Raw genomic sequence first — 21,385 nt, 5'->3', positions numbered from 1 at the left:
AGATCGAGCACCGCATCGGTCTCCTCGCCCTGGAGGAAGGCCACGTTCAGCCACCGCCGCCCCACCCGCGCCGGTCCGGCGACGCGCTCGGTGGAGCCGTGCTCGCTCAGCTCGGCCAGGGCGTCGGCGTTGGTGCGGGCGGCCTCGGCCACCCACGCCGGGAACAGGCCCTCGTGATCAGGGCTGCTGCCGGGATGATCGATCGCGTACTGGCGAGCCTCACCCGCGGCGCTCAGGAAGGTCACGAGGTCGCGGATGGCGCGGTCGGGGTCGACGGGAGTGCCGGCGCCGGTGAACAGGTCCCGGCCCTCCACCGCTTCGCCGGTGGTGGTGTCGGTGATCCGGTAGGCGTAGCGCTGATGCTCACCCACCGGCGCATCGGTCCACACCGCCAACGTGAGCGAACCGGCCTGCACGGTCGTGGTGGCGGGGTCGCCGCCGAGGCGTGCCACCAGTCGTTCCCGGGCGGCGTCTCGGTCGACGACCGGTTCGGGGTGCCAGGCGATCCTCCCGGAGTGCGAGAACGCCGCGTCGAGCCGGTCATAGGCCTGATCCAGCAGCGTGCCGGCCTGGTGCAGCTCATCGGCCGCGGCCAGCGCGGACGCCGCGCCCGCGGTGGGGTCGCCGTCATCGTCGAACGCCCGATCCCGCGCACCCAGGTGGGTGCTGGCGAGCTGGTCGAGCACCTGGAGCAGCGACCGAACCCCCGCCACGAGGTCACCGAACACCCGGTACGTGTCCGCCGGATCATCGAACACGCGGGAAGCGTGGGCCAGGCCCCGCAGGGCCTCGGAGGCCTCGGCCGCATCGGCGAGCGGATCGTGGAACGTGGGCATCACAGCCTCCAAGACGATGGGCGAACAGAGAGGGGCGAACCCGGTAGTTCGGGCTCACCCCTCAGGTGCACACCGGCACCCACCCCCGGCTGGTCAGCTCAGACGCGGCGGCACAACGGCAGTGCGGCGGCGGTGAACGCCGCGGCCTGCTGGCCCACCAGTAACCGGGTCTCGCACGAGGCCTGAATGGCGGCCTGCTCGATCGCCGCCACCCCCGCTTCGAGCTCTTCCACTGTCGGGGCGGAGACAGAGATGAGGCCGGTGTATCTGAGGACGCCGTGGCCGGCGGTGAGGTCGGCTTCCTGCTGGAGCACGTCTTGGTATTCGGCGGTGTGGGCGGCGTCTTCGATCTGCCCGATCTTTGCCCGCTGAGCTTGGTCGGAGATGTGCTCGACCCTCTTCTTGCGGATGTCGCGTGCGGCTTGGTCGGAGCGCATTGGGGTGCAGATCAGCGAGAACGACCGCTGGATGCCGGTCGACAAGAGCACCGGGGACAAGAACCCCGGATACACCATCGAGCGGGGCCACTCCGAGACCCACAGCACGGCGTGGTGGGCGGAGTCGGTGCGGATGCGGGTCCAGGACTCGTTGACCGCGACCGGCCCGGCGGTGGCGAGGGATTGGCCGAGTTCGCCGTGGCGTTCCAAGGTGGCGGCGATCGCCGGGTCATACGCCGAGCGCAGGATCACCGCGATCTCGCCCGGTGACAGCCATCCCGAAGGTGTCAGGTCGGCGGACCGGAGCGCGGCCACGAGGGTGGACATCTCTTGGCGCAGGACGGCGGCGGCGCCGCGGATGCCGCCGCCGGCGGTTCTGATCTGCCGGGCGGAGGACTTCATGTCCAGCGACAAGCTCAGGGTGGTGGCGTGGCGTTCGCCGGCTGGTCCGGCGCGGTCGATCAGCTCGGCGTAGGTGGTCGCGGCCCAGGTGTCGTCGGCGGTGCCGTGGGCGGCCCACCACTCGGCCAGTCCGGTGCCGGAGTCCGGCAGCGTCCGCTCTAGCACCTGCAACGTGGCGATGCGTCCGGAGCGGCAGACTGTGGCCAGGACGCGGCCCCAGGAGCTGACTCGTCGTTCCTGCTCGCCGGGGTCGAGGAGTACGAATGCCGGATGGGACACTTCGCAGACCACGGTGAGGGTCTGGGCGTGGGGGTCGTGGATCATCCCGGCCTCTGTTTCGGGGTCGGTGTACTCGCGCAGCCTGGCCATGTCACCGGGCAGCGCCAGCGCCCCGGCCGGGCGTGGGGTGACGACCCGACGGCGGTACAGGAGTTGTCCGCCGGTCGAACGCCAGAGCCACCAGAACGCGACCGGCAGCCACTCCACCGCGGGCCGGCCGGCAATCGGTATCCACGTCAGCGCGGCGGCGATCGCCCAGACCGGGGCGGTGTAGGCGAGCAGGATGCCGCCACCGGCATACAGGGCCCCGACCAAGGAGAGGATGCCGGTGGCGAGGGTGATGAGCTGAGACAGCGAGAGGCCCAGGAGGATGCCGCGGCGGGTGAGCCGGGAGAACTTCACCGGCACCAACTCCGCCGACGTGGCGGGCTCGGTCTGCTTCGTGGGCATTGCGGATTCACTCCTTCCCTGTCGGCTTTGGTGCCGGCGGTGGGGGCTGCTTCGGCGGACGCGCCTCCGTCCCCGACGCCCCACCAGTGGGCGCCTTGGGCTGAGGCGTCGACGACGGGGGTGCCTGCGCGGACGGCGGGGTGCTGCCGGTCTGCCCGGCGGAGTCGGCCGCGGTCTCGCCCTGGTTGCCCAGGGCCTTGCCGGCCTTGGGTCCGGCGGTCGCGGCGTCCTTGGCGACCTTCGCCGCCACCACGGCCGCTGCTGCGGGCCCCGCCGCTGCAGCCCCAGCCCCAGCACCTGCACCGCTGCTCGCGGCCGCCTTCCCGCCACCGGCCCCGGCCGAGCCAGCGGTGCCGCTGGATGCTTGCGGCTTCGGGTTCTTCGGCTCCGGGGGCTTCTTTCCACCCCCACCGCCGCTCCCGCCTCCACCGGACTTGTCGTCACCGCCGTCGAGCACCTTCTTCGGCTCGTTCCCGTTGCCGCCGGGCTTGGAGGGGGTGGGGACGGGGCGGTTGAGGGCGTTCTTGGCGTCCTGCTCCGATCCGATGGCGTGGTACATGTCGAACCCGACGAAGTTCAGGAACTTGTAGGTCATGTAGGGGGCGAAGGCGGCCATCGCCATAAGCACGATCCCGGCGATCGGGTCCGCCACGGAGGCCAGGTCGCCGTCGATCGGTGCCGACACCTGGGTGATGGCAACGAGGAACATCACGACCAGGACGAGTTTGGAGACGATCAGGGCGATGACGAACATCGCCCACTTGCTGATCCACCCCTTCGTCGCATCCCAGGAGGCGCCGGAGAACGCCAGCGGGGCGAGCACGATCGCGACCAGCAGCAGCGCCTTCCTGACCAAGAGACTGAGCCAGACGATGGTGGCGGCCGATATCGCCAGCCCGGCGAGGAAGATGGTGATGATCGCGCCGACCCCTGGTGCGGCGATGTTGATCCCCACCAGCCCTGCGGCGAGCAGGGTGATCTTGTCGCCCATCGACTCGGTGGTCTCGCCGGCGGCTTGGATGATCCCGATGCAGAGCTGATCGACGATCTCCAACAGCAACGCGGTCAGGGTGATGACCACGAACGACCCCAGCACAGACTTGGCGAGGCCGAGGGCTGCACGACTGAGCGCGGTGGGGTCGCGGCGGATCAGTCCGGTGATGAGTTGGAGGCAGAAGAACAGCAGCATCACGAACACCGCGATGCCGAACAGGATGTTGTAGACCGCCACATACTCCGGCGACGTGACGTCGACCAGGGTCGTCGTGTCGAACACCGACCACACGGCCTCGAACATCCAGCCGGCGGCGGCGCCCATCGCGCCGGCGAGCCAGTCGAACGGAGCGGAGACCAGCGAGGCGGCGGCCTCGCCGGCGGTGTCACAGACAGTTGAGACAAGGGGGATATCGCACACACCCACCGCAGATCACTCCTTCACGAAGCAGAGTCGAGTGGGTGGGGTCAGACCTGCTGGCCGACGTCCCAGAAGAAGTTGATCAGCGTGACGCTGGCGCCGCAGATGACGGCGGCGCCACAGCTCACGAGGACGCCGACCTTCCCCCTGCCCGCCAGGTGCGGGTTGGAGGAGTTGGCGCCGAAGCCCCACACGATCGCCGAAATGATCAGCGCGAGGACGGACAGAATCAGCCCGATGGTCATCACGGCGCCGACGATGGTGCGGAGCTGGCTGATGCCGGGAAGTCCGGAGTCGTTGGGGTTGATGTCGATGTTGGCCGGCAGCACCATCGGCAAGGCGGTGGCGGTGGCGGTGGCGGTGGTTTCGGTGAGCAGGCTCAGGACGGTCATGGCGGGGTGCTCCTTCGGGGCGTCGGCGAAACAGTGGGTCTCGCCGATCAGGTGCACCGCCCGCCCCACACAGTCGGGACCATGAAGGGGTCCGCGAATGGGGTGTGTTCAGAGTTGTTGGCCGAGGTCGATCAGCCAGTTCATCCAGGCCACGCCACCCCCGGCGAGGACTGCTGCGCCCAGGGCGGTCCAGGCGCCGACACGTGCTTTGGTGGCAGCGGCGTGATGGCCGTTCGCGGTCGACAGCGCCCACACGATGATGCAGATGATCAGCATCAGCACCGCGATGATGAGCACGAAGGTGAGCAGGGCACCGATCACCTCACGCAGGTCACCGATCCCACCGAGACCTTCGAAGTCGGGGAACACGTCCATGACGACTCAGCTCCCCGCCCGGACGGTGACATGGAGGTGGTCGGCGTGCGAGCCCGTGATGCTGTCGGGGTCGTGCATGCCGCCGCCGTCGTAGGGACGCCAGCCCTCGGCATCGCGGGCCAGGGACCAGATGAGGCCGTCCCAGATCAGGTACTCCACGCCCAGGGTCTGGGCGTGGTCCTGCATCCAGTTCGTCACCTCCCACCCGAGTTCGCGCTGCTCCGGGGTGGGGTGTTCGCCGATGGCGTTGCCGAACGTCCCGTCACAGGCGCGCCCGAGGGGGTGCTCGGAGACGGTGCCGGGCCGGGGTGAGTAACAGGCCCAGCTCGTGTCGGGGAACGCGGCGATGGTCTGGGTGTAGAGGTGCAGCATCCGCGCGGTGATCTGCCCATCCGAGGTCGGATCGTCGACCAGGCGGTCGGGTTCGCCGTCGAGGGGGTCCGGGTCACCGCCGGGTGTGCCGTTGCTGGTGTCGCAGTCGCCGTTGGGCGCTCCGGTTTCGGGTTCGGGGAGGTCGGCGGCGTTGTGGGCATTCAGCCAGGCGGCGGGGTCGGTGTGCTCACCGTTCGTGCCGCCGAGGCGGACCTCGAAATGCAGATGCGGCCCCGTGCTGTTGCCGGAGCTGCCGGTGTCGCCGATGTGCTGACCAGCCGTCACGGTGTCACCGGGGGCGACGTGGATGCCGTGTTCCCACATGTGCGCATACGCCGTGGCCACCGTGTCGCCGTCGATGGTGTGTTCGATGACGATGAGGCCGCCGTAGCCGCCGGAGAACTCCGCCACCGTCACGGTCCCGTCCGCGGCAGCCAGGAGGGGTGTGCCGTCGGGTGCGGCGAAGTCGGTGCCGGTGTGGAAGGAGTCCTCGCCAGTGATCGGATGCACTCGCGGGCCGTACTCGCTGGTGAGCACCCAGGTGCCCTCGGGCATCGGGAACACCACCCGCGACGTGGATGCCGTTGTCGTCTGGGCAGCCGGGACCACAGCATCGCCGGCGGACGCGTCCGTGCCGGACGCTGTGGTGGTGAGGGTGGACAGGATGGTCTCAGCGACCGGCTCGTAGTTGCGATACCGGTCCGGATACGCGCTGACCTCGACGGCTTGGGCGGCCTCGCCCTTGTCCATCTCCTCCCACCCGGGAATGTCCAACAGTCCCCGAGGTGAGGGGTGGTTGGGTCCGGTGGGGCCGCCGAAGAACGCCTGCGCTTGGTAGACGGGGTCCATCAGCTCCGCGACCGTGCCCCAGCCGGACTGCGGCCGCATCTGAAACAAGCCCAGGGAGTCGTGGTCGGAGCCGTCGCCGTCATTGGGATAGTCCGCGGACTCGGGGTAGGCGCTGGTGTTGGACAGCATCCGCAGCGTGGACTCGGTCAGTGCCGCCATGAGCGCGATCACCAGCCCATCGCGGGTGATCCCGTCGATGCTGCTGCCGCTCTCGATGATCGTCGCGGCATGGGTGAGCTGGGTCCGGTTCAGCGTGAACGTCTCACCGTTCGCGGTGGTGACCTCCAGTTCGTCGGGGACGTCCCCGACGGTGACGTTCGAGCCGCCGGGGATGGTGCAGGAGCCGGTGGCCGTCAGGGCGGGGTTCATCACCACCCCGATCCCGATCAGCACCAGCGACGGCGCGAGGAAGACCAGTGCGAGGGCGGCGATGGCGAGCTTCTTCAACACAACGCGTCACCGACCTATCGGAGGGGGTTGTCGAGCTGGGACAGCCGCAGCAGATGACAGGTCTCGTAGGTCGGGCCGCAGACCACGAACACCGTGAACGCCACCGCGTGCTCGGAGGTCACCTGCTCGTCGTTCCACAGCCCGGTGCGGTGGCGGGTGCCCTCGATCGTGACCGCGACCGTGCCCTCGCCAAGCTGACCAGGCTGGGCCTGCTCTACCGCGGCCGCCCACGCGTCGGGGACGAACGCGTTGTCGATAGTGATGTGCTGGGCGGTGGCGTACTGCCGCAGCTCCAGCCAGGCATCCCGGCTCGGGAGGTAGGAGGCGATGTCCGAGGCGAGCCCCGCCTGCTCTTGGCCGGTGGGGTCGCCGACATCGAGGACCACGCTGGTGTAGTCCAGGGGCATGAACCCGCTGGCGGTGTCCCACTCGAACAGCACGGTGGCGACGTTGCGGGCGAAGGTCTGCGGATCGTCCGACGCCCGCACCACCGGCAGCCGCGGCGTGGTCGTGGGCACCGGATCGGACGGCGCGGTGACACTCGGCTCAGGGCTGCCGCCGTCATCGTCCCGGCCCGGGCTGGGTGGTCCGACCAGCAGGCCGTAAACGCCGACACCGGCCAGCACGAGGACGATGACCGCCGCGGTGAGGGCGGCGATGAGTCGGCGGCGGGTACGAGGTTCGGAGAGGTCGGGAGTCTTCATACCCACCAGGTGCACTCCCACCACCAACCGAGGCAGGTCAAGGGTGGCCGTCAGAGGGCGCGCAGATGCACGCGGGCCGGCACCGGCTCATCGTCAGCAGTGTCGCGGTCGCGCAGGGCGCGCAGTTCCTCGGCGAAGCGGCTGGTTCCCTCGACGGTGGTCAGAAACAACTCGATCTGCTCATCGCTCAGCTCAGCGGCGAGATGTTCGACGTCGTAGTGCCTCCACCACCCGTCCAGCTCGCCCCAGGTGAGCACGAATGCCCGCACCGGGTACTGGGCGGGCTCGCCGTCGTCGGTGACCGGTCGGGGCCGGAGCGGGCGCTTACCGGTCTTCGTCTGCTTGGCGCGGGCGAGGGCGTCGGCGGCGAGCTGATGCAGGTCGGTCTCACGTTCGGCCTGCGCGCTCTGGCCGGCGGCGCGGATCGCCTCAAAGATCGGATGCACCGGAGCCCCGGCGTCGATGCGCTCCAGCTCAGCGCTCACCTGTGCCCGGAGCGCGGCGGGCTGGGCAGGGTCTTCGGCGATCTTCTGGAGGTAGCCGATCTTCTCCAACGTCGTGTGCGAGGCACCACCGGGGATCATCGCTGCCGCCTGTTGACGTGCCTCGCCCAACGCTCCTGACGGTCCCGCAAAATTTGCGGGACCGTCAGCGCCGGGTTGATTCTGGGCACTGAACTGGGTCGCTGCCTTCCTGCGGTCGGCGTCCTCGGCCATCAGCGTCTTCAGCTCCCGATACAGAGCGGCCGCCTCGATCTGAGTCAGCGGCTTGTGGAGCACGTTGTCGTCCTGCTCGGCCAGCAGGTGCCCGAGGCGGTCGGAGATGCCCGAGCGGACCCAGACGTTGACCTTGCGCCAGCCGAGCTTCTTGATCGCCGCCAACCGGCGCGCCCCGCACACCAGCACTCCGTCGGGGGTGATGGTGATGGGCTGCAACAGCCCGTCCCGGCCGATCGAGGCGGCGAGTTCGTCGATGTTGCCGAACGCGGTCCGGTGTCGGCGCCCGACCCGGATCGAGTCGACGGTGCGTTCCAGCTCGATGTACCCGGCCGGTGCGGTCACGACCGACCACCACCAGAATCGTCGGGGTCCTCATGGGTGCCGGGTGCGGCCAGGGAGATGGTCAGGATGAGGTCGTCATCGCGCAGCAGCACCGGCAGGGTCTCGCCGATCAGCAGCCGCAACAGCACACCCCGCCCCGCGGTCGTAGCGGCGTAGGCGGGGTGCGGGTTGCCCAACAAGGCGCGCAGCAGCGCCGTCCACGAGGAACGCGGTACGTCCAGCAGTGCGCGGGCGTGCTTGTCCCGCCGCAACGCCTCGTAGGCGGCTTGGCGGGTGCCGGTCTTGGTCAACGCGACGCAGACATGCTCGACCCCGGCCCGGGCGGTCGCCGGGTCCCAGCCCAGCAGCGTGAACAGCGCGATGGCGTCCTCGGCCGCCGACCCAGCGGACATGCACGCCCGATCCGAACCGCGCCCACCATCATCGGAGCCCGCCCCGCCAGCGTCCGTCTCCGCGTCGCCGGTGGCGTGGTTGTGGGGGTCGGTGATCTGGAAGGCCGGGTGATAGTCCATCAACGCGTTCTCCCGGTCGGAGAACCGCTCCGGATCGTGGAACGCCGAGACGTGCGGACGACGAGCCTGATGCACCGAGCAGAGCAGGCCTTGGGCGCGTTCTTCGAAGATGCAGGTGATCCGCACCGCGTGCGTGATCACCGCCCAGGGGTCGCGTGCTTCGCGGGCGGCGCGGGTGATCATCACCTTGAACGCCGCGCTGGCGGCTTCCCACGGGTCGAGGCCGTGCTTGCGGGCGAGGGGTTCGTACTTGGTCGCGGTGTGGGCCATCAGCTCCGCGGCCGTCGGATCATGGCTCCACGAGCCTGGCCCGGCGTCGTGGAGCCGGTGCAGCAGGGTGCGGAGCCCGTTGCTGGTGGCGAAGTCCTCCCCGGTTGTGCCGCCGGGAGTGTGTCGGTTGGTGGTCGTGGTCATGGTCTGGCACCTCCTGACAGAGAGGTGCGCGCACGTCCCCACACCACCGGCAGCGTCGGCGACGTTGTGGTGGGGGCGCGCATCTCAGGTCACCCCAGCCCGATCCCCGAACGAGACACCCACGACTGATGCCGACTGCTACGGCCGAACTCCGAAACATCGGGCAGCCGCCGCGCCCGCTCACTGATGGCTTTGCCAGCCTTGCCGAGACCGCGGCCGCTGGCGCGCGTGACGTGGCTGGTGAGCTTGCGGGTGCGGCGGGCGAGTTCGACCTCGAAGTCGATACCCCGCCCCGCCACCGCCGCGGACTGGCGGGCGAGCAGGTCGGTGGGCCGCATCCACTCCACACTCCGCGCCCGCCGCGCGCTATCCGCGATCGTGGCCTTGTCGGGACGGTTGCGTTGGGCGACCTTGGCGGCCTGCACCGCCTCCGGCGTCCCCGCCTTCTCCGGCTCCTCCGGGACCGAGTGGTCCTTGGTCGGCTCGGGTGCGTTCTGCCGGCGCTCGTGCTGGTGGCGGGCCTGGTCTGTGGTATTCATGGTGTCTTCGCCTCCTCGACGGTCTGCTTGTCGGGAAGGTGCGCGGACGTGAACCAGCGGCCGACCGTGGACGGGTGCACGCCGAGGTCGCGGGCGATGCGCTTGTTCGACCACCCCTGCTCACGCAGCCTCGCGGCACGCTCACGCCGATCCGAGCTCGTGGCGCCGGCCCGCAGGCGTGAGTTGACCCCCTGCGGTGGCGGTGGCGGGGCAACTGGCGCGCTGTCCCCATCTGCGGCACTCTCCGCCGGGGCTTCGACGGGCACAGGCGACTGCGTCGGATGCTCCACGGGCGCGAGCTGCTCGCGGTCGACTGCGCCCGTGTCGAGTTCAGCGGCTGTTGGGAGTGGTCGGGTGAGGATCACGGTCAGGTGGGTGATCGCCAGCAGCACCACCGGCGGCACCGCCGCCACTGCGGCGGCCAGCACGCCCGGTACGTCGGCGTCGGCGGCGACCACGGCGTGGAGGGCGTTGGCGGTCACCGAGACCGCGGCGCCGCCGATCAGCAGCACCCACGGATACCACGCCGTCTTCTGGCCGGCGAGTGCGACGACGGCGACGGTGGCGACCACGATGATGCCATCCACAATCAGCGGCCACGCCCACGCCTGCCCGGCACCGATCCCGGACCTGGCGGCGAGGTCTGCCAACGCGGTGAAGGACAGCCAGAAGGCGCCGGCGGCGATGAACACCGTCCCGGACACCGCCGTCACCACCGCCCAGCGGCGACCCGCCGCCCTGCTCGCGACCGTGCTGCTCGTGATCGGGGTGGTCATCACAGCCCCCGCACCCTCGACGACCCCGCCGACGGGCGGGTGCTGGTGTTGCGGTCGAACCAGCCGTCCGCGGCCAGCGGCGGCTCACCCCGCGCCGGCGACGACCCATCGTGTGCGCCGCGCCGGGCGGGGGTGGGGTGGACGGTGCGGTAGGCGGAGCGGACCGTGGCGGTGATCTCGCGCTCGGCGAGCCCGGCGTGACCGGCGGCCGCGGTCAGCACATCGAGCGCCTCCGACGCAGGTAGCCCGTTCTCCGCGAGCCGGCACGCCGCCCAGAACAGTCCACGGTTCCGCTCGCCCTCATCACGGGCAGCGACCCACGCTGTCAGCCGCGATACATCGGCACCCCGATCCAGACCCGCGGGCGCGGGGCGCGGTGTGGGGCGGGGGTCGAGGAAGTCCCGCAGCCCTCCCGCATCCAGCGTGCTGCTGGCGGGGCCGGTGTTGATCGTTTCCACTTCGTAGGCGACTGTGGTGCCCTCGATGGAGCGGACCGAGGGCGGGACGACGATGTAGCCACCGTCGCCGCGGAAGTCGATCCCAGCACGTGCCGCCTGCCACGACCGCTGCTCCGTGCCGGGCGTGGCCGGGTAGTAGGCGTGCATCCCGCCCGTGGGAGTGCGCACCAGCAGCTCCCACCCCTCCACCAGCCCGGCACGGGCGGCGCGATCGAAACGGGTCCGCCCATCGACCGGGCCGTGCACGTCGACATCCACCACGACCGCGCCCGAGGCGGCGCCGGTCGGAACCCCGATGCTCGCGCCCGGCGACTGCCGCCACCACGCCTCGATCTGATCCAGGTCCGTGGTGGCGTCGTGGAACCCGTGTCCGGTGGCCGGACGCTTCCCCCACGGTGCGCAGGGGAAGACCGGCACCCCCGCACGGGCGAACTCCCGCGCGGCGGCCGACAGCGGCCACGCCGCGTTCATCCGCAGCAGCACCGAGGAAACGACTCCGTGCTCGATCATCACAGCCCCCGCCCCACGACCGCCGACACCGCGGCGGGTCGCGCGGCCGGCTCAAGCGATGGAGCCGTCCGCCGCGGCGAAGCCGGCTCCGGCACCGGCGATGCCTGCGCGGCTGCGTCGCGGCGGGTCGCGTCTCGGTCCAGACCCGGCGGGGTGCCGTCACCGACCTGCGTCGTGTCGAGCTGGTCCAGGATCGTCAGCGCGGTCTTGCGGACCCGCTCCCCGGTCGCCTTGACCACCTCCACCGGCTCCTTGCCATCAACCCGTGCCGCCCATGTGGAGACGTACGGGATCGTGTAACCGCTGGTGTCCATCCCGTGCGCGGCGCCGACCATCAGCGCGACGGACTCGGCTTCGACCTCCCCGATGCCGCGATGCTGCCGCGCCTCGTCCTGATCGGGGCCGTGGAGGAGGACGTGGCCGAGTTCGTGGGCGAGGGTCTTGACCTGCGCGGCCGGGTCCATGTTCTCCCGCACCGCGACCGTGTTCGCGGTGTAGTCGGTCATGCCGTTGGCGCCGTGGATCATGCCCTCGTGCGGCACTCGCAGCACCGTGAACCCGGCTGCCTCGACCTGCGCCGCCAGCCCGTCCCACAGCCCTGCCGGGGCCTGGCCTTCCAGCAGCTTCGGTGCCGGTGGTTCGGGGATGGGGTCGCCGGCGGTCTGGGAGGCGTCCCACACATAGGCGGGCCGGACGCCGACCATCCGCGTGCGCACGACCTCACCGGCACGAGGCTTCTCGCCCTTGCCCAGGCGCCGCCACGACTCAGCATCCGCCGGGGTGGCGGTGGCGAAACGTCCGGTGACCGGCGCGAGAATCTGATACCCCGACTGGCCCTTCTGCACCTGCCTACCCAGGCCCTGCCACTGCCGATACCCGGCCACATACGACGGGAACGGCTCGGGCACCAGCCCAGCCTCGTAAGCACCTTGGTGCTGCTCCCAGATCAGCAGCGTGTTGGAAAACGATCTTGCCCTGAACCGTGCCGCGAACGCGAGCGCCCGCGCCCAGTCCTCACCGGAGACGAGCTGTTCGACCGCACCGGTCAGACGCTCGTGCAGCTCGTCGAGCTTCGCCTCCCGCGCGGCTTTGGCCTGCTCCCGTGTTGTCGCCATCGTCGTGTCCTCCGATACCCTGAGCACCGGGCCGAACCAGGCCCCGGTGACCACCAGGTGCGCCGGGATCACCAGCAATGACGAGACGGACAACGGATGACGTGACCGTCAGGCGTGTGGCGAACCCGACGAGTCCGTACCGGACTATCAGCCCCTCAGCGGTCTCGGGCGCCGAGGCCGGCGATGATGCGGATACCTGTATCGGCGTTGCGGCGATCTGTATCGCCCGCGCCTTCTCAGGCGGCAGTCTTCTGTCGGCTCAGTTCGCGGTAGCGGGCCGGGGTGACGCCCACGGCTTGGCGGAACATCCGAGCAGCGTGACCTCGGCTGTACCAGCCGACCCGTCGCATCGCCTCCTCGATCGGCAGGTCGGTCTCACGCAACAACCGGGCGAGCTGCTCCGCGCGGATGGTCACCAGGTACGTCATCGGGGTCTTGCCGTAAGCGTCGACGAAGACCCGGCCGAGCTGCGAAGGCGACAAGTGCACCGCCTCGGCCAGACCCTGGAGTGTCCACCGCCCGGCTGGATCAGCACGCAGCAACTCGACGGCTTCTCGCGCCTCTTCCCGCAGGGGCACGAACTTACGGTGGCGCGGGCTACTCGGGTGCGCCGTCCTGCGCTGGGTCGGCGAGCGGCGCACCGCGGTGGTCTTCGCGTAGGGCGCGATCACGTCCAGGACCGCGAACAGCAGCGCTTGCATCCGGTAGAACCGTTCCGGTGATGGTCCGTCCAGGCTCAGAGCCACCAGTTCATCCAGCCAGGGCATGAGCATCCCAGCACGTTCCTCGCCGAGGCGGAGAATCTGCGCCGGGTCGGAGTACAGTTCAGCGGTGAAGTCTTGGGCGTCGAGCCTGTCGGTCAAGAGCCCTGCGTGCTGCCAGAACACCTGATCGGTCACATAGTCCCGATCCAGATAGAGCGTTGTGACGGTGATCGACCCCTCGGGCTCGCTCCCGCACAGCGTGTTCGCAGCCAGTGCGATCACATCACCGACTTTGACGTGGCGCTCGCCGAACTCGCTGAGCAGGATCGACGAACCGTACCGGACGAAGATGAGCTTCACGCAGTCGTAGGCGACTGGTGGCCGCGCCGACGAAACGGTGGTGGAGCGTGCCACGATGGGCGCAAACGTGGCCTCATCGAGCGCTGACCGCTCTGGGCACCGTTGCAGTGGTTCGCCGTCGTTCACGATCTCGGCCCCGGCTGACTGTTCCCCGGCTGGTCCGGCCTGTGCCCGAAGCTGCTAGCGCGCCTCACGGTCCCAGCTCGTGGTGGTACCGAAGCGCCGGTCATCGAGGATCGACCAACTGGCTATCGAGCTACTGGTGCCGGCCCGCCGCGGCGCGAGAGCATTGACACGGTGCGCCACAGGAGGACGGTGAGAATCACCAGGACCGCACTGATGAAGACCGGGCCGCGCACGCCGATGGCTTCGATAGCGAGGCGGTCGGTGATGGGTCCGACGACGGCACCGACGTTCAACGCAACGGTGGCGAAGGCGCCGCCCACGGCTGCAGCGGCTAGGACCGGTGGGCCGACGACCATCCTCAAAGCAACACCGGGCTGTGCGGAGTCGAGGGCGCAGACATGCCCTGAGTTCAGGGCCAATCTGTCGAGTCTTGGGGTGAGAGATTCTGGCCATGGGCCACGACGAAGGTCACGGGGATTGATGTGCCGTTCTGGATCAGTGGCTTGAGACCTTCGAAGTGCCGTCGGAAGCGATCCGTCTGCGCCCAGTTCTCCTTAGCCTCTGCGGATCGGAAGCGGGTGAGGACGATCAGGCTGGTGTCGTCGTCTGAGCGATAGACCTCGTTGCCCAGCCAGCCGTGCGCGGTGGCCTCTGCTCTCATGTCCTCCATTTCGGCTATCTGGAAGACAGTCAGTGCGTCGATGCCGCCTTCAACAGCGGTGAACGTGTTGATCGAGATGGATGGACTCTGGTGTCGCTGATCGGTCATGGGGAAGCTCCTCTGTGAATGCTCGGATCGCGGCAATAGCGCAGCGCTCAGTTGGGAAACGGATGGTGGGCGCGGGCGTCGGTAAGCAGGTCGGCCCACCAAGCCAGTTCCGCCAGGGCACCTTCCAGCGCCTTGGCCACGGTCTCGCTCGGTGCAAAGCGCTCGGCATCGTCTACGGCCTCCCACGGGGCGGGCAGTCCGAGACAGCGGCGGGTGGTGACCATGTTCAGTTCGGCCAGCACTCCGCGTAGATGCTCAATCGCCGAGTATCCGCCGTGTACGCCGTAGGCGACGATGGTGGCGGGCTTCAACTTCCACTGGGTGTAGTGCCAGTCGATCAGCCGCTTCAGCGACGCCGGGTAGGAGTGGTTGTACTCCGGGGTGACGAAGACGAATGCAGCAGCCGCCTCGATCCGCTCGCCTACCTCTGTCGCTGGTCCGCCGCCTGGGGAGAGCAGGTTGTCATCGGGCAGTGCGATCTGAGCCAGGTCGATCAGATCGACCTCGATGCCGTGATTCTCGGCCAGGGAGGTCAGCACCCAGTCGGCGATGCTCGGACTCATACGGTCGTCGCGAATGCTGGAAGAGATGACCGCGATCCGGCTCTGAGCGGGTGCGGGAGCAGTTTGTTGCTCGGTGGGCTGTGGTCTCGGTGATGTCATATTTCTCCAGACTGAGGGTTGAACATATGTTGAAGTCAAGGGCGGTCGTTGAACCGCGAGTGGGATGAACGACTAGCCATCGGCAGACCGTTCGCCAGCGTTCGCTGGCGCTGGTGAGGGAGGTTGTCCGTCTTTCAGAGACCTGCCCCTGCTGGTCATCATCACGACGCAGGCCAGCGCCAGGAGCAGGACGGCGGCACCGGCGGTGATGGTGGACTGTCCAGCGTTGAAAGCCGACTGCGCCGCCTCCAATAGCGTGTTCCCGACCGTTTCGGGAAGGGTGTCGGCAGTTGTGACGGCGTTCTGGAGTGACTGCCCGGCTTGCTCGGCATCGCTGGCACTTAGCTCTGACGGAAGCGAGAGTCCGTTGCGGTAGACCACCGAGGCGGCAGTGCCGAGGACAGCGATGCTCAGCGCTGCGCCGAGTTCGGAACTGGTCTCCGAGAGCGCCGAAGCCGACCCCGCGTGATCGGGCGGCGCGGCAGCGACGGTGAGGTCAGTGGCCAGGGAGAGAAACGCGGTCACGCCAACGCTCAGTGCGACACCGCTCAGCAGCACCAAGACGAGTGACTGCGTGGGGGTGGCCAAGGCGATACCGAATAGGCCAAGGCTTGCGGCACCCAGCCCGAGGACGATGACGCGCGGTTTCGATAGCCGGGTGATGAGGACGCTGGCCAGGATCGCGCCGCCGATGCCGAACACGGCCATCGGGATCATCGCCAGTGATGCGAGCAGCGGAGAGAGGCCGAGTACGAGTTGCAGGTACTGGGCCAGCGACATGTTCGGCCCGGTGAGGGCGAACATTCCGACCGCGACGATCAGCAGTCCGAGCCTGACGCCGGGCACGCGGATCAGGTCGCGGTCGATCAGGGGATGCCGTGCGCGGCGCTGATGCCACACGAACCCGACACCCGCTGCCAGCGTGAGAGCGAGCAGCAGCCACTCGGTCACACCCCAGCCGCCGGAGGTTGCTTGCTTCAGCAACGCCATCGCCGAGACGACCAACGCGAGACCGATCAGAGCACCGACGAGGGGCAACGGCGCAGAGGCCTCGGCGCGAGACTCCGCCACCCACAGCCGCAACCCGAGCAGCAGGAGCACCACGACGGGGGCATTGATGATGAACACCGACCCCCAGGGGAAGAACTCAAGCAGTCCGCCTGCGACCACCGGCCCCAGCGCACCGCCCGCCGCGAACGCTGCCGTCCACAGGCCGATGGCTCTAGCACGCTGCTGCTCGTCGGTGAACGTCGTGCGGATGAGTGCGAGCGTCGAGGGCATCAGCGTGGCACCGCCGACTCCCATCATCGCGCGAGCGAAGATCAGCCACCCGGCTGAGGTCGAAAACGCGGCAGCCAACGATGCGAGCCCGAACAGCACCGCCCCGATCACGAGCAGGCGGCGGCGTCCGATGCGATCCCCGAGCCTGCCCGCCGGGATCAAGAGTGCAGCCAGGATGAACCCGTAGGCGTCCATGATCCACAGCAGTTGTGAACCCGACGGGCGCAACTGCTCACTCAGCGACGGCACCGCGAGATAGAGCACCGTGAGATCCATCGACACCACCACTACCGGCAGCAGCAACGTGGTCAGGGCCAGACGCTGGCGCGGATTCATCTTCATACCCACGACGCTAGAACTTGAACATTGGTTGAAGTCAAGCCATGCTGGAAGCATGACCACCATCGAGACTCACGCCCCCGAGTTGCTGACGGTCGGCGAGGCGGCTGAGCTCAGCGGCACCGCAACCTCAGCGATCAGGTTCTACGAGCGGCAAGGACTGATCGAGTCACAGCGCACCTCCGGCAACCAGCGCCGCTACCAGCCCTGGGTTCCCTGCGTGGTTCGCGTGGCCCGAGTGGCCCAGCGCGTTGGGTTGTCCGTGCAGGAGATCGCCAAGGTGCTGGAGGATGTTCCGGATGAGCCGACACCCGAGGACTGGCAGCGACTGACCGACCACCTCATCGCTGACGCCGAACGCCGGATCGCCGAACTCCACGCCGTGCTCGCAGACCTGAAATCCGAGACCAAGCGCTGCGACCTTCCCGGTCGCTGAGTCCTGACTTCCACATTCGCACCCGGGCCCCTACGGCAACGCTTCCTTAGTGGTGCCCGCGCTTCTTCCAACCACTTCTAGCCAACTGAATAGATAGATGCACGAACGCACCCTGTCCGCACCCTTCGCGCTCCTCGCTGCCGCACGCGGGACCAGCCCGATCGGCCTGGGCGCCGGGGTGATCCCGCTCGCCGGCGAAGACCCCGGCAAGCTCGCCGAGTAAGCCGCCACCGCCGACCTACTCAGCGGCGGACGACTCAGGCTCGGCGTCTCCTCCGGCGCCAGCCCTGCAACGCGATACCCCGTGAACACGTCTGGCTGCGCCTCACCGCCGTGCGCTCCGCTCGGCGGCGAACCCATCGACCTACCCCCAGAAGTCCTGAACCCCGGTGGACCCCACCAAGTGCTCCGTGCCCTACCCGCCAGCCCCGGACTGAGCCCTCTCCCAGTTGCCACGGGGCGGGTTCCACCTGGCGAAGGATCGCACTTGCATCGTCGCCGGGGCTGCGGTGGTGGGGTTGCATCGGGAATCGGTTGCGCCTCCGGGAAGGTTGCGGACTGCCGGTGCGAAGAGCAGACCACGACCGTTCTCGATCACCACGAACTCCGGGGGCAAGGCCTCGATTGCGGCCCCATGTGCGACCAGAACCCCGAGTGAGTGCTGGGCGCGAGGTCGGCCTGCTTGCCGGCAGTGGATACGTTCTGTCAGGGGAATCCTTCGCAGGGGATCTCCACCGGTTCGACGGCGTTTCAGTCGATGGTGGTGACGGCACCTAGGTTCGGCGCGTCGGGCCAGTAGTGGGCGAAGACCCGGGTGAGGGCTATTCGATCTCGAAGAACCAGATCGTCTCAGCGTCGAAGACGTGCTCGACGGCGAAGTCGAGGCCGCCGTATCCGGAAAACAGCGACCCGACCCGCAGACGACAGCCCTCGGGTGGAACCGAGTGGTTGCGCATGAGGGCTCCGGCGGTTCGGTGATCCCGGACCCGAACCCCTCGCGGACCCCTTCGCCGGGCTGATCACCTGCCAGGTGCGCGACCCCGATCAACGGCCGCCGATGCCTCGCTGACAACACGACCAGGCACGCCCACTCCCGGCCGTCGGCCCGACCCCGATCCGTCTCTCGCTCAGCCCACCATCGGAACTGCCACGCGTCTTGCAGGTCGAGGTAGATCGAGCCGCTACGGTACGGCCAACCGCGTCACGGAACGACGAGCAGACCCGCGACTGCCACAAGTTCGTCGTGTAGCACGGCGATTCTCGGGCGGGTGCTGCTGATTGAAAGAAGATAGCGCCGCCATCCGTCCACGCTGAGCCGACGATCTCCAGTCACTCGAAGGCCTAAAGGCACTGTGCTCTTCCGTAGCTCATCGTTCGCTCGCTTGAGTGCGGACTCTGACTGGTGTGCGAGCGCGTTGCGAATGAGTCGGGTGGCGAGCACGGGTTTGAACTGAAACGAGGAGATTCCACCCAGTGCCGTCCGGTAAGGGTCGGCGAGCCACCGCCGAGCGAACTTATCGAGATCGCCGTGTTCACGAATCACGATGTTGTTCTCCTGCGGGTCCAATAGCTGGCGAACCAGATTCAGGCTGAAGTGAGACTGCGTGATGAGGGTCGCTGGGGCGTGATGCAATGGGAGGTGACAGCTGATCTGGCTCGCTCTTCGCGAACCGGGAAGGATAGTCACTATGCCCAAGCCGTACCCCAAGGAGTTCCGCGAGGACGTCATCAACATCGCCCGCAATAGGGACTCCAAGACCACGCTGGCCCAGATCGCGAAGGACTTCGGCCTGCATGAAGGCACCATCCAGAAATGGTTGCGGCAAGCCGATCTCGACACCGGCAGCCCCACGCCCCGGGCCCCAGGCCCGACGACGGATGAGAAAGCCGAACTGCGCGAGCTGCGCCGTCGTAACCGTGTCCTGGAGCAGGAGCTGGAGGTGATGCGCCGCGCCGCGGCCTACTTCGGCCAGGCCCAGCTACCGTCAAAATGACGTACCCGCTCGTTCGTGATCTCGCCGCTGACGGTATCCCCGTGACGGTGACGTGCCGGGTTCTTGAGATCGCCCGCCAGCCGTATTACAGATGGTTGGCCGACCCGATCACTGACTCCGAAGTGCAGGAGGCCTATCGCATCAACGCGCTGATCGACGCTCATGCCGATGACCCGGAGTACGGGTATCGGTACCTGGCTGACGAGACGGCGGAGGCGGGCGTGCCGATGGCCGTGCGCACCGCGTGGCGACTGTGCCGGGGGCAGGGCATCGCTTCGGCGATCACTCGCAGAAAGCGCAAGACGACTCCTCCGGGCCGACCGGTCCATGACGACTTGCTCCAGCGCGATTTCACCGCTGAAGCACTGGACGTGGTGTGGCTGACGGACATCACGGAACACCCAACGGGAGAGGGCAAGCTGTATCTGTGCGCGATCAAGGACGCCTGTTCACGGCGGATCGTCGGCTATGCCATCGACTCGAGGATGACGGCGTCCCTGGCGGTCAGGGCGTTGGGGAGCGCCGTCGCGAACCGATCACGTGCGGGGGTCGACACGGGCGGGTGCGTGGTGCACTCCGACCGCGGATCTCAATTCCGGTCCCGAGCGTTCCAGCGTGCTCTGAAGGATCACGGTTTGGTCGGGTCGATGGGCAGGGTCGGGGCTGCTGGTGATAACGCGGCGATGGAGAGCTTCTTCTCCTTGGTGCAGAACAACGTGCTTGACACCGGTTCGTGGTCGACGAGAGCGGGCCTGCGGGCTGGGATCGTGTCGTGGATCGAGGGCACGTATCACCGCAGGAGGAAGCAGGAAGGACTCGGCCGGATGACGCCAGTGGTGTTTGAAGAAGCTCTGCAAGCACCGGCTGTCGCACTCGCGGCCTGAACCCCGAAGACGGAAATGTCACCCGAGCTTGCATCAGCCCCCTGCAAGATGTGAGCTAGGGACACGAAGCTCCTCCTCCGCGTGCTCTTGCAAGCGGGTTGCGAGTTGCCTCACGGCCTGCGACGCATCCTTGTTCACTGCGGCGACCAACCAGCGTGAGAGGAACGACTCCCACGAGACAGCTAGCGAGAGGAAGGCGTCAGAGGCTGCTCGACGGCGGAGGCTAAGCGACTGCGACGCAAGCGCTGCGTCGATCGTCTCCCAGTCCGCGAGTGCGTCGGCCGTCGCCGTGGTGAAGGCCGCAGCTACATCGTTGGGCGACGCTTTTCTCATGCTGTGACTCTATCGATGTGACCGGCGTTGGCATGTGGGCGAGCGCGCACCTCGCAGCGTGACGGTTTCGATGCGGGTGATGAGTGCCGGCGATGGCTACAAGTACCTGCTGCGCACGGTGGCCGCCGCTGATGGGGACCGTTCGCTGTCGACGCCGCTGACGAGGTACTACGTGGAGGCGGGCACCCCGTAGGGGAGCAAAAGTAGTCGCGTCGCGCTCCGCGTGATTGCTGGGTTCAGGTTACCCCGTGTGCGGCAAGAGTAGTCGCGTCGTGATTGCTCGATGCCGACTCGAACACTGGCGTCGTGCAGGGTGGCCAGTGTCGGTGGCACGCGTCGGCCTCGCCGTCGGCGGATTATCCTCGGTGGATCGGCGTAATGAGACGATGGTCGTAGACGGCGATCACCAAGTGAGCGCGGTCGCCGGAGTGAACCTTCGCCAGCAACTCGCCGATGCGGGCCTTGACGTATTGGGGAGGACGCTCAGTCCGTACCTGATCTCGCCTTGAGAAGCTCGCGTCCGACCAGGGGTGAGCACCTCGGCATTCGACCCTGCGCGGTGAAGGCGACCGGCCCGTTTCCTGGCAGGGATAGGTCGTGATACGGTACATGCATGCACATGCAGACAGACGCAACAGAGGCTTCGCTCGGCAGCGGTGTCAGCGCCGCTTGGTCGAAGGTCGCCGCGTTCGCGTCGGCGGTGGATGCGAGCTTGGACAAGTGGCTCGCGGACACGCACCGGGTCGGGCTGACGGAGTTCCGCGCCCTGGTCTTCGTGAGTCAGTCGTCAGACAAGGAACTGCGCGTCAATGACCTCGCGCAGCGCGTGGGGTTGACCCAGAGTTCGGCGACCCGCCTGGTCAGTCGGTTGGAGGTCAAGGGGTTTGCTCGCCGAGATGTCTGCGAGGACGACGGGCGCGGTGTGTACGCAGTGATTACTGAGCAGGGAGAGGGGCTGCTGCGCCAGGTGCGGGAACCCTACGAGGACCGGGTTCGGGAATTGCTGGACCGGCCGTCGCTGCACTTTCCGCACCTTGATGCGGGGCAGCTCGGCCGCGCCCTGGATGAGGTCGGAGCGGTGATCGGGTCCTGAATCCGCACGGCACCCGCCAGATCCTTTGGAGTAGTACATGCATGTACATGTAAGTAAAT

General features: G+C 68.1%; 23 protein-coding genes and 1 pseudogene. 4 read left to right on the top strand and 20 right to left on the bottom strand.

The features are described from left to right. Positions 1-467: 467 nt before the first annotated feature. The 18 genes and pseudogenes from AC3D3D_RS06855 to AC3D3D_RS06770 all read right to left on the bottom strand — a co-directional run. Positions 468-836: pseudogene (locus tag AC3D3D_RS06855) on the bottom strand (hypothetical protein); the annotation flags it as partial. Between the two features lie 98 nt (positions 837-934). Continuing rightward, positions 935-2,404, bottom strand: a complete 1,470-nt coding sequence (locus AC3D3D_RS06850) for an SCO6880 family protein (RefSeq protein WP_463662527.1) — start codon at positions 2,402-2,404, stop codon at positions 935-937. Positions 2,405-2,411: 7 nt separating this feature from the next. Next, positions 2,412-3,824, bottom strand: a complete 1,413-nt coding sequence (locus tag AC3D3D_RS06845; RefSeq protein WP_463662528.1) for a conjugal transfer protein TrbL — start codon at positions 3,822-3,824, stop codon at positions 2,412-2,414. A gap of 41 nt (positions 3,825-3,865) precedes the next feature. Continuing rightward, positions 3,866-4,150 carry a DUF6112 family protein gene (locus AC3D3D_RS06840; protein ID WP_370658518.1) on the bottom strand — a complete coding sequence of 95 codons (285 nt, stop codon included), beginning with the start codon at positions 4,148-4,150 and terminating at the stop codon, positions 3,866-3,868. A gap of 168 nt (positions 4,151-4,318) precedes the next feature. Further along, positions 4,319-4,585 (bottom strand): DUF6112 family protein, encoded by a 267-nt coding sequence (locus AC3D3D_RS06835; protein ID WP_463662529.1) that lies wholly within the window; start codon positions 4,583-4,585, stop codon positions 4,319-4,321. Positions 4,586-4,591: 6 nt separating this feature from the next. Beyond that, positions 4,592-6,256 (bottom strand): M23 family metallopeptidase, encoded by a 1,665-nt coding sequence (locus AC3D3D_RS06830; RefSeq protein ID WP_229586859.1) that lies wholly within the window; start codon positions 6,254-6,256, stop codon positions 4,592-4,594. 14 nt (positions 6,257-6,270) lie between these two features. Then, entirely contained in the window at positions 6,271-6,960 is a 690-nt protein-coding gene (locus AC3D3D_RS06825) for a hypothetical protein (RefSeq protein WP_463662530.1), read from the bottom strand. Positions 6,961-7,010: 50 nt separating this feature from the next. Next, positions 7,011-8,021 (bottom strand): ParB N-terminal domain-containing protein, encoded by a 1,011-nt coding sequence (locus tag AC3D3D_RS06820; RefSeq protein WP_188550666.1) that lies wholly within the window; start codon positions 8,019-8,021, stop codon positions 7,011-7,013. Continuing rightward, positions 8,018-8,947: a hypothetical protein gene (locus tag AC3D3D_RS06815; RefSeq protein WP_463662531.1), complete on the bottom strand. Its 930-nt coding sequence runs from the start codon at positions 8,945-8,947 to the stop codon at positions 8,018-8,020. The genes AC3D3D_RS06820 and AC3D3D_RS06815 overlap by 4 nt, the downstream gene beginning before the upstream one ends. A gap of 89 nt (positions 8,948-9,036) precedes the next feature. Further along, entirely contained in the window at positions 9,037-9,486 is a 450-nt protein-coding gene (locus tag AC3D3D_RS06810; protein ID WP_229586861.1) for a hypothetical protein, read from the bottom strand. Next, positions 9,483-10,262, bottom strand: coding sequence for a DUF2637 domain-containing protein (locus tag AC3D3D_RS06805; RefSeq protein ID WP_188550663.1), 780 nt, complete (start codon positions 10,260-10,262; stop codon positions 9,483-9,485). Before AC3D3D_RS06805 ends, AC3D3D_RS06810 begins: the two co-directional genes overlap by 4 nt. After that, positions 10,262-11,230 (bottom strand): bifunctional DNA primase/polymerase, encoded by a 969-nt coding sequence (locus AC3D3D_RS06800; protein ID WP_463662668.1) that lies wholly within the window; start codon positions 11,228-11,230, stop codon positions 10,262-10,264. The genes AC3D3D_RS06805 and AC3D3D_RS06800 overlap by 1 nt, the downstream gene beginning before the upstream one ends. Further along, on the bottom strand, positions 11,230-12,345 hold the full coding sequence (locus AC3D3D_RS06795; RefSeq protein ID WP_463662669.1) for an ArdC-like ssDNA-binding domain-containing protein: 1,116 nt from the start codon (positions 12,343-12,345) through the stop codon (positions 11,230-11,232). The genes AC3D3D_RS06800 and AC3D3D_RS06795 overlap by 1 nt, the downstream gene beginning before the upstream one ends. Before the next feature lie 236 nt (positions 12,346-12,581). Then, positions 12,582-13,409: a helix-turn-helix domain-containing protein gene (locus AC3D3D_RS06790; RefSeq protein WP_463662532.1), complete on the bottom strand. Its 828-nt coding sequence runs from the start codon at positions 13,407-13,409 to the stop codon at positions 12,582-12,584. A 248-nt stretch (positions 13,410-13,657) separates the two neighbouring features. Continuing rightward, positions 13,658-13,855: a hypothetical protein gene (locus AC3D3D_RS06785; protein ID WP_229586864.1), complete on the bottom strand. Its 198-nt coding sequence runs from the start codon at positions 13,853-13,855 to the stop codon at positions 13,658-13,660. A gap of 89 nt (positions 13,856-13,944) precedes the next feature. Further along, positions 13,945-14,304 carry a putative quinol monooxygenase gene (locus AC3D3D_RS06780; protein WP_188550661.1) on the bottom strand — a complete coding sequence of 120 codons (360 nt, stop codon included), beginning with the start codon at positions 14,302-14,304 and terminating at the stop codon, positions 13,945-13,947. 47 nt (positions 14,305-14,351) lie between these two features. Then, positions 14,352-14,867, bottom strand: coding sequence for an NAD(P)H-dependent oxidoreductase (locus tag AC3D3D_RS06775; RefSeq protein WP_229586865.1), 516 nt, complete (start codon positions 14,865-14,867; stop codon positions 14,352-14,354). A 171-nt stretch (positions 14,868-15,038) separates the two neighbouring features. Then, the gene (locus AC3D3D_RS06770; RefSeq protein WP_463662533.1) at positions 15,039-16,589 is read right to left on the bottom strand and encodes an MFS transporter; all 1,551 of its coding nucleotides are present in this window, start codon (positions 16,587-16,589) and stop codon (positions 15,039-15,041) included. A gap of 52 nt (positions 16,590-16,641) precedes the next feature. Here AC3D3D_RS06770 and AC3D3D_RS06765 point away from each other — a divergent pair, with 52 nt between their 5' ends. After that, a complete protein-coding gene (locus AC3D3D_RS06765; RefSeq protein ID WP_188550658.1) occupies positions 16,642-17,022 on the top strand; it encodes a MerR family DNA-binding transcriptional regulator in 381 nt (126 codons plus the stop codon). A gap of 97 nt (positions 17,023-17,119) precedes the next feature. Continuing rightward, a complete protein-coding gene (locus tag AC3D3D_RS06760) occupies positions 17,120-17,245 on the top strand; it encodes a hypothetical protein (protein WP_255662369.1) in 126 nt (41 codons plus the stop codon). Between the two features lie 598 nt (positions 17,246-17,843). Here AC3D3D_RS06760 and AC3D3D_RS06755 read toward each other — a convergent pair. After that, positions 17,844-17,978 (bottom strand): hypothetical protein, encoded by a 135-nt coding sequence (locus tag AC3D3D_RS06755; protein WP_463662534.1) that lies wholly within the window; start codon positions 17,976-17,978, stop codon positions 17,844-17,846. Between the two features lie 732 nt (positions 17,979-18,710). Here AC3D3D_RS06755 and AC3D3D_RS06750 point away from each other — a divergent pair. After that, a protein-coding gene (locus tag AC3D3D_RS06750; RefSeq protein ID WP_463662535.1) for an IS3 family transposase occupies positions 18,711-19,900 on the top strand; the annotation gives its coding sequence in 2 pieces (ribosomal slippage) (positions 18,711-18,995 and positions 18,998-19,900; 1,188 coding nt in all). Between the two features lie 33 nt (positions 19,901-19,933). Here AC3D3D_RS06750 and AC3D3D_RS06745 read toward each other — a convergent pair. Then, positions 19,934-20,233, bottom strand: coding sequence for a hypothetical protein (locus AC3D3D_RS06745; RefSeq protein ID WP_463662536.1), 300 nt, complete (start codon positions 20,231-20,233; stop codon positions 19,934-19,936). Between the two features lie 613 nt (positions 20,234-20,846). On the opposite strand from AC3D3D_RS06745, the gene AC3D3D_RS06740 reads away from it, so the two are divergent. Beyond that, on the top strand, positions 20,847-21,326 hold the full coding sequence (locus AC3D3D_RS06740; RefSeq protein ID WP_463662537.1) for a MarR family winged helix-turn-helix transcriptional regulator: 480 nt from the start codon (positions 20,847-20,849) through the stop codon (positions 21,324-21,326). Positions 21,327-21,385: the final 59 nt, after the last annotated feature.

Source organism: Georgenia sp. X1117 (assembly GCF_057784635.1).
This window is presented reverse-complemented; position numbering and strand designations above follow the sequence as displayed.

Excerpts from the sequence above, each read along its gene's own strand:
- AC3D3D_RS06850 (WP_463662527.1), bottom strand. The coding sequence starts at position 2,404 with ATGCCCACGAAGCAGACCGAGCCCGCCACGTCGGCGGAGTTGGTGCCG.
- AC3D3D_RS06840 (WP_370658518.1), bottom strand. The coding sequence starts at position 4,150 with ATGGTGCTGCCGGCCAACATCGACATCAACCCCAACGACTCCGGACTT.
- AC3D3D_RS06835 (WP_463662529.1), bottom strand. The coding sequence starts at position 4,585 with ATGGACGTGTTCCCCGACTTCGAAGGTCTCGGTGGGATCGGTGACCTG.
- AC3D3D_RS06825 (WP_463662530.1), bottom strand. The coding sequence starts at position 6,960 with ATGAAGACTCCCGACCTCTCCGAACCTCGTACCCGCCGCCGACTCATC.
- AC3D3D_RS06815 (WP_463662531.1), bottom strand. The coding sequence starts at position 8,947 with ATGACCACGACCACCAACCGACACACTCCCGGCGGCACAACCGGGGAG.
- AC3D3D_RS06810 (WP_229586861.1), bottom strand. The coding sequence starts at position 9,486 with ATGAATACCACAGACCAGGCCCGCCACCAGCACGAGCGCCGGCAGAAC.
- AC3D3D_RS06805 (WP_188550663.1), bottom strand. The coding sequence starts at position 10,262 with ATGACCACCCCGATCACGAGCAGCACGGTCGCGAGCAGGGCGGCGGGT.
- AC3D3D_RS06800 (WP_463662668.1), bottom strand. The coding sequence starts at position 11,230 with ATGATCGAGCACGGAGTCGTTTCCTCGGTGCTGCTGCGGATGAACGCG.
- AC3D3D_RS06795 (WP_463662669.1), bottom strand. The coding sequence starts at position 12,345 with ATGGCGACAACACGGGAGCAGGCCAAAGCCGCGCGGGAGGCGAAGCTC.
- AC3D3D_RS06780 (WP_188550661.1), bottom strand. The coding sequence starts at position 14,304 with ATGACCGATCAGCGACACCAGAGTCCATCCATCTCGATCAACACGTTC.
- AC3D3D_RS06775 (WP_229586865.1), bottom strand. The coding sequence starts at position 14,867 with ATGAGTCCGAGCATCGCCGACTGGGTGCTGACCTCCCTGGCCGAGAAT.
- AC3D3D_RS06770 (WP_463662533.1), bottom strand. The coding sequence starts at position 16,589 with ATGAAGATGAATCCGCGCCAGCGTCTGGCCCTGACCACGTTGCTGCTG.
- AC3D3D_RS06765 (WP_188550658.1), top strand. The coding sequence starts at position 16,642 with ATGACCACCATCGAGACTCACGCCCCCGAGTTGCTGACGGTCGGCGAG.
- AC3D3D_RS06760 (WP_255662369.1), top strand. The coding sequence starts at position 17,120 with ATGCACGAACGCACCCTGTCCGCACCCTTCGCGCTCCTCGCTGCCGCA.
- AC3D3D_RS06755 (WP_463662534.1), bottom strand. The coding sequence starts at position 17,978 with ATGCGCAACCACTCGGTTCCACCCGAGGGCTGTCGTCTGCGGGTCGGG.
- AC3D3D_RS06745 (WP_463662536.1), bottom strand. The coding sequence starts at position 20,233 with ATGAGAAAAGCGTCGCCCAACGATGTAGCTGCGGCCTTCACCACGGCG.
- AC3D3D_RS06740 (WP_463662537.1), top strand. The coding sequence starts at position 20,847 with ATGCACATGCAGACAGACGCAACAGAGGCTTCGCTCGGCAGCGGTGTC.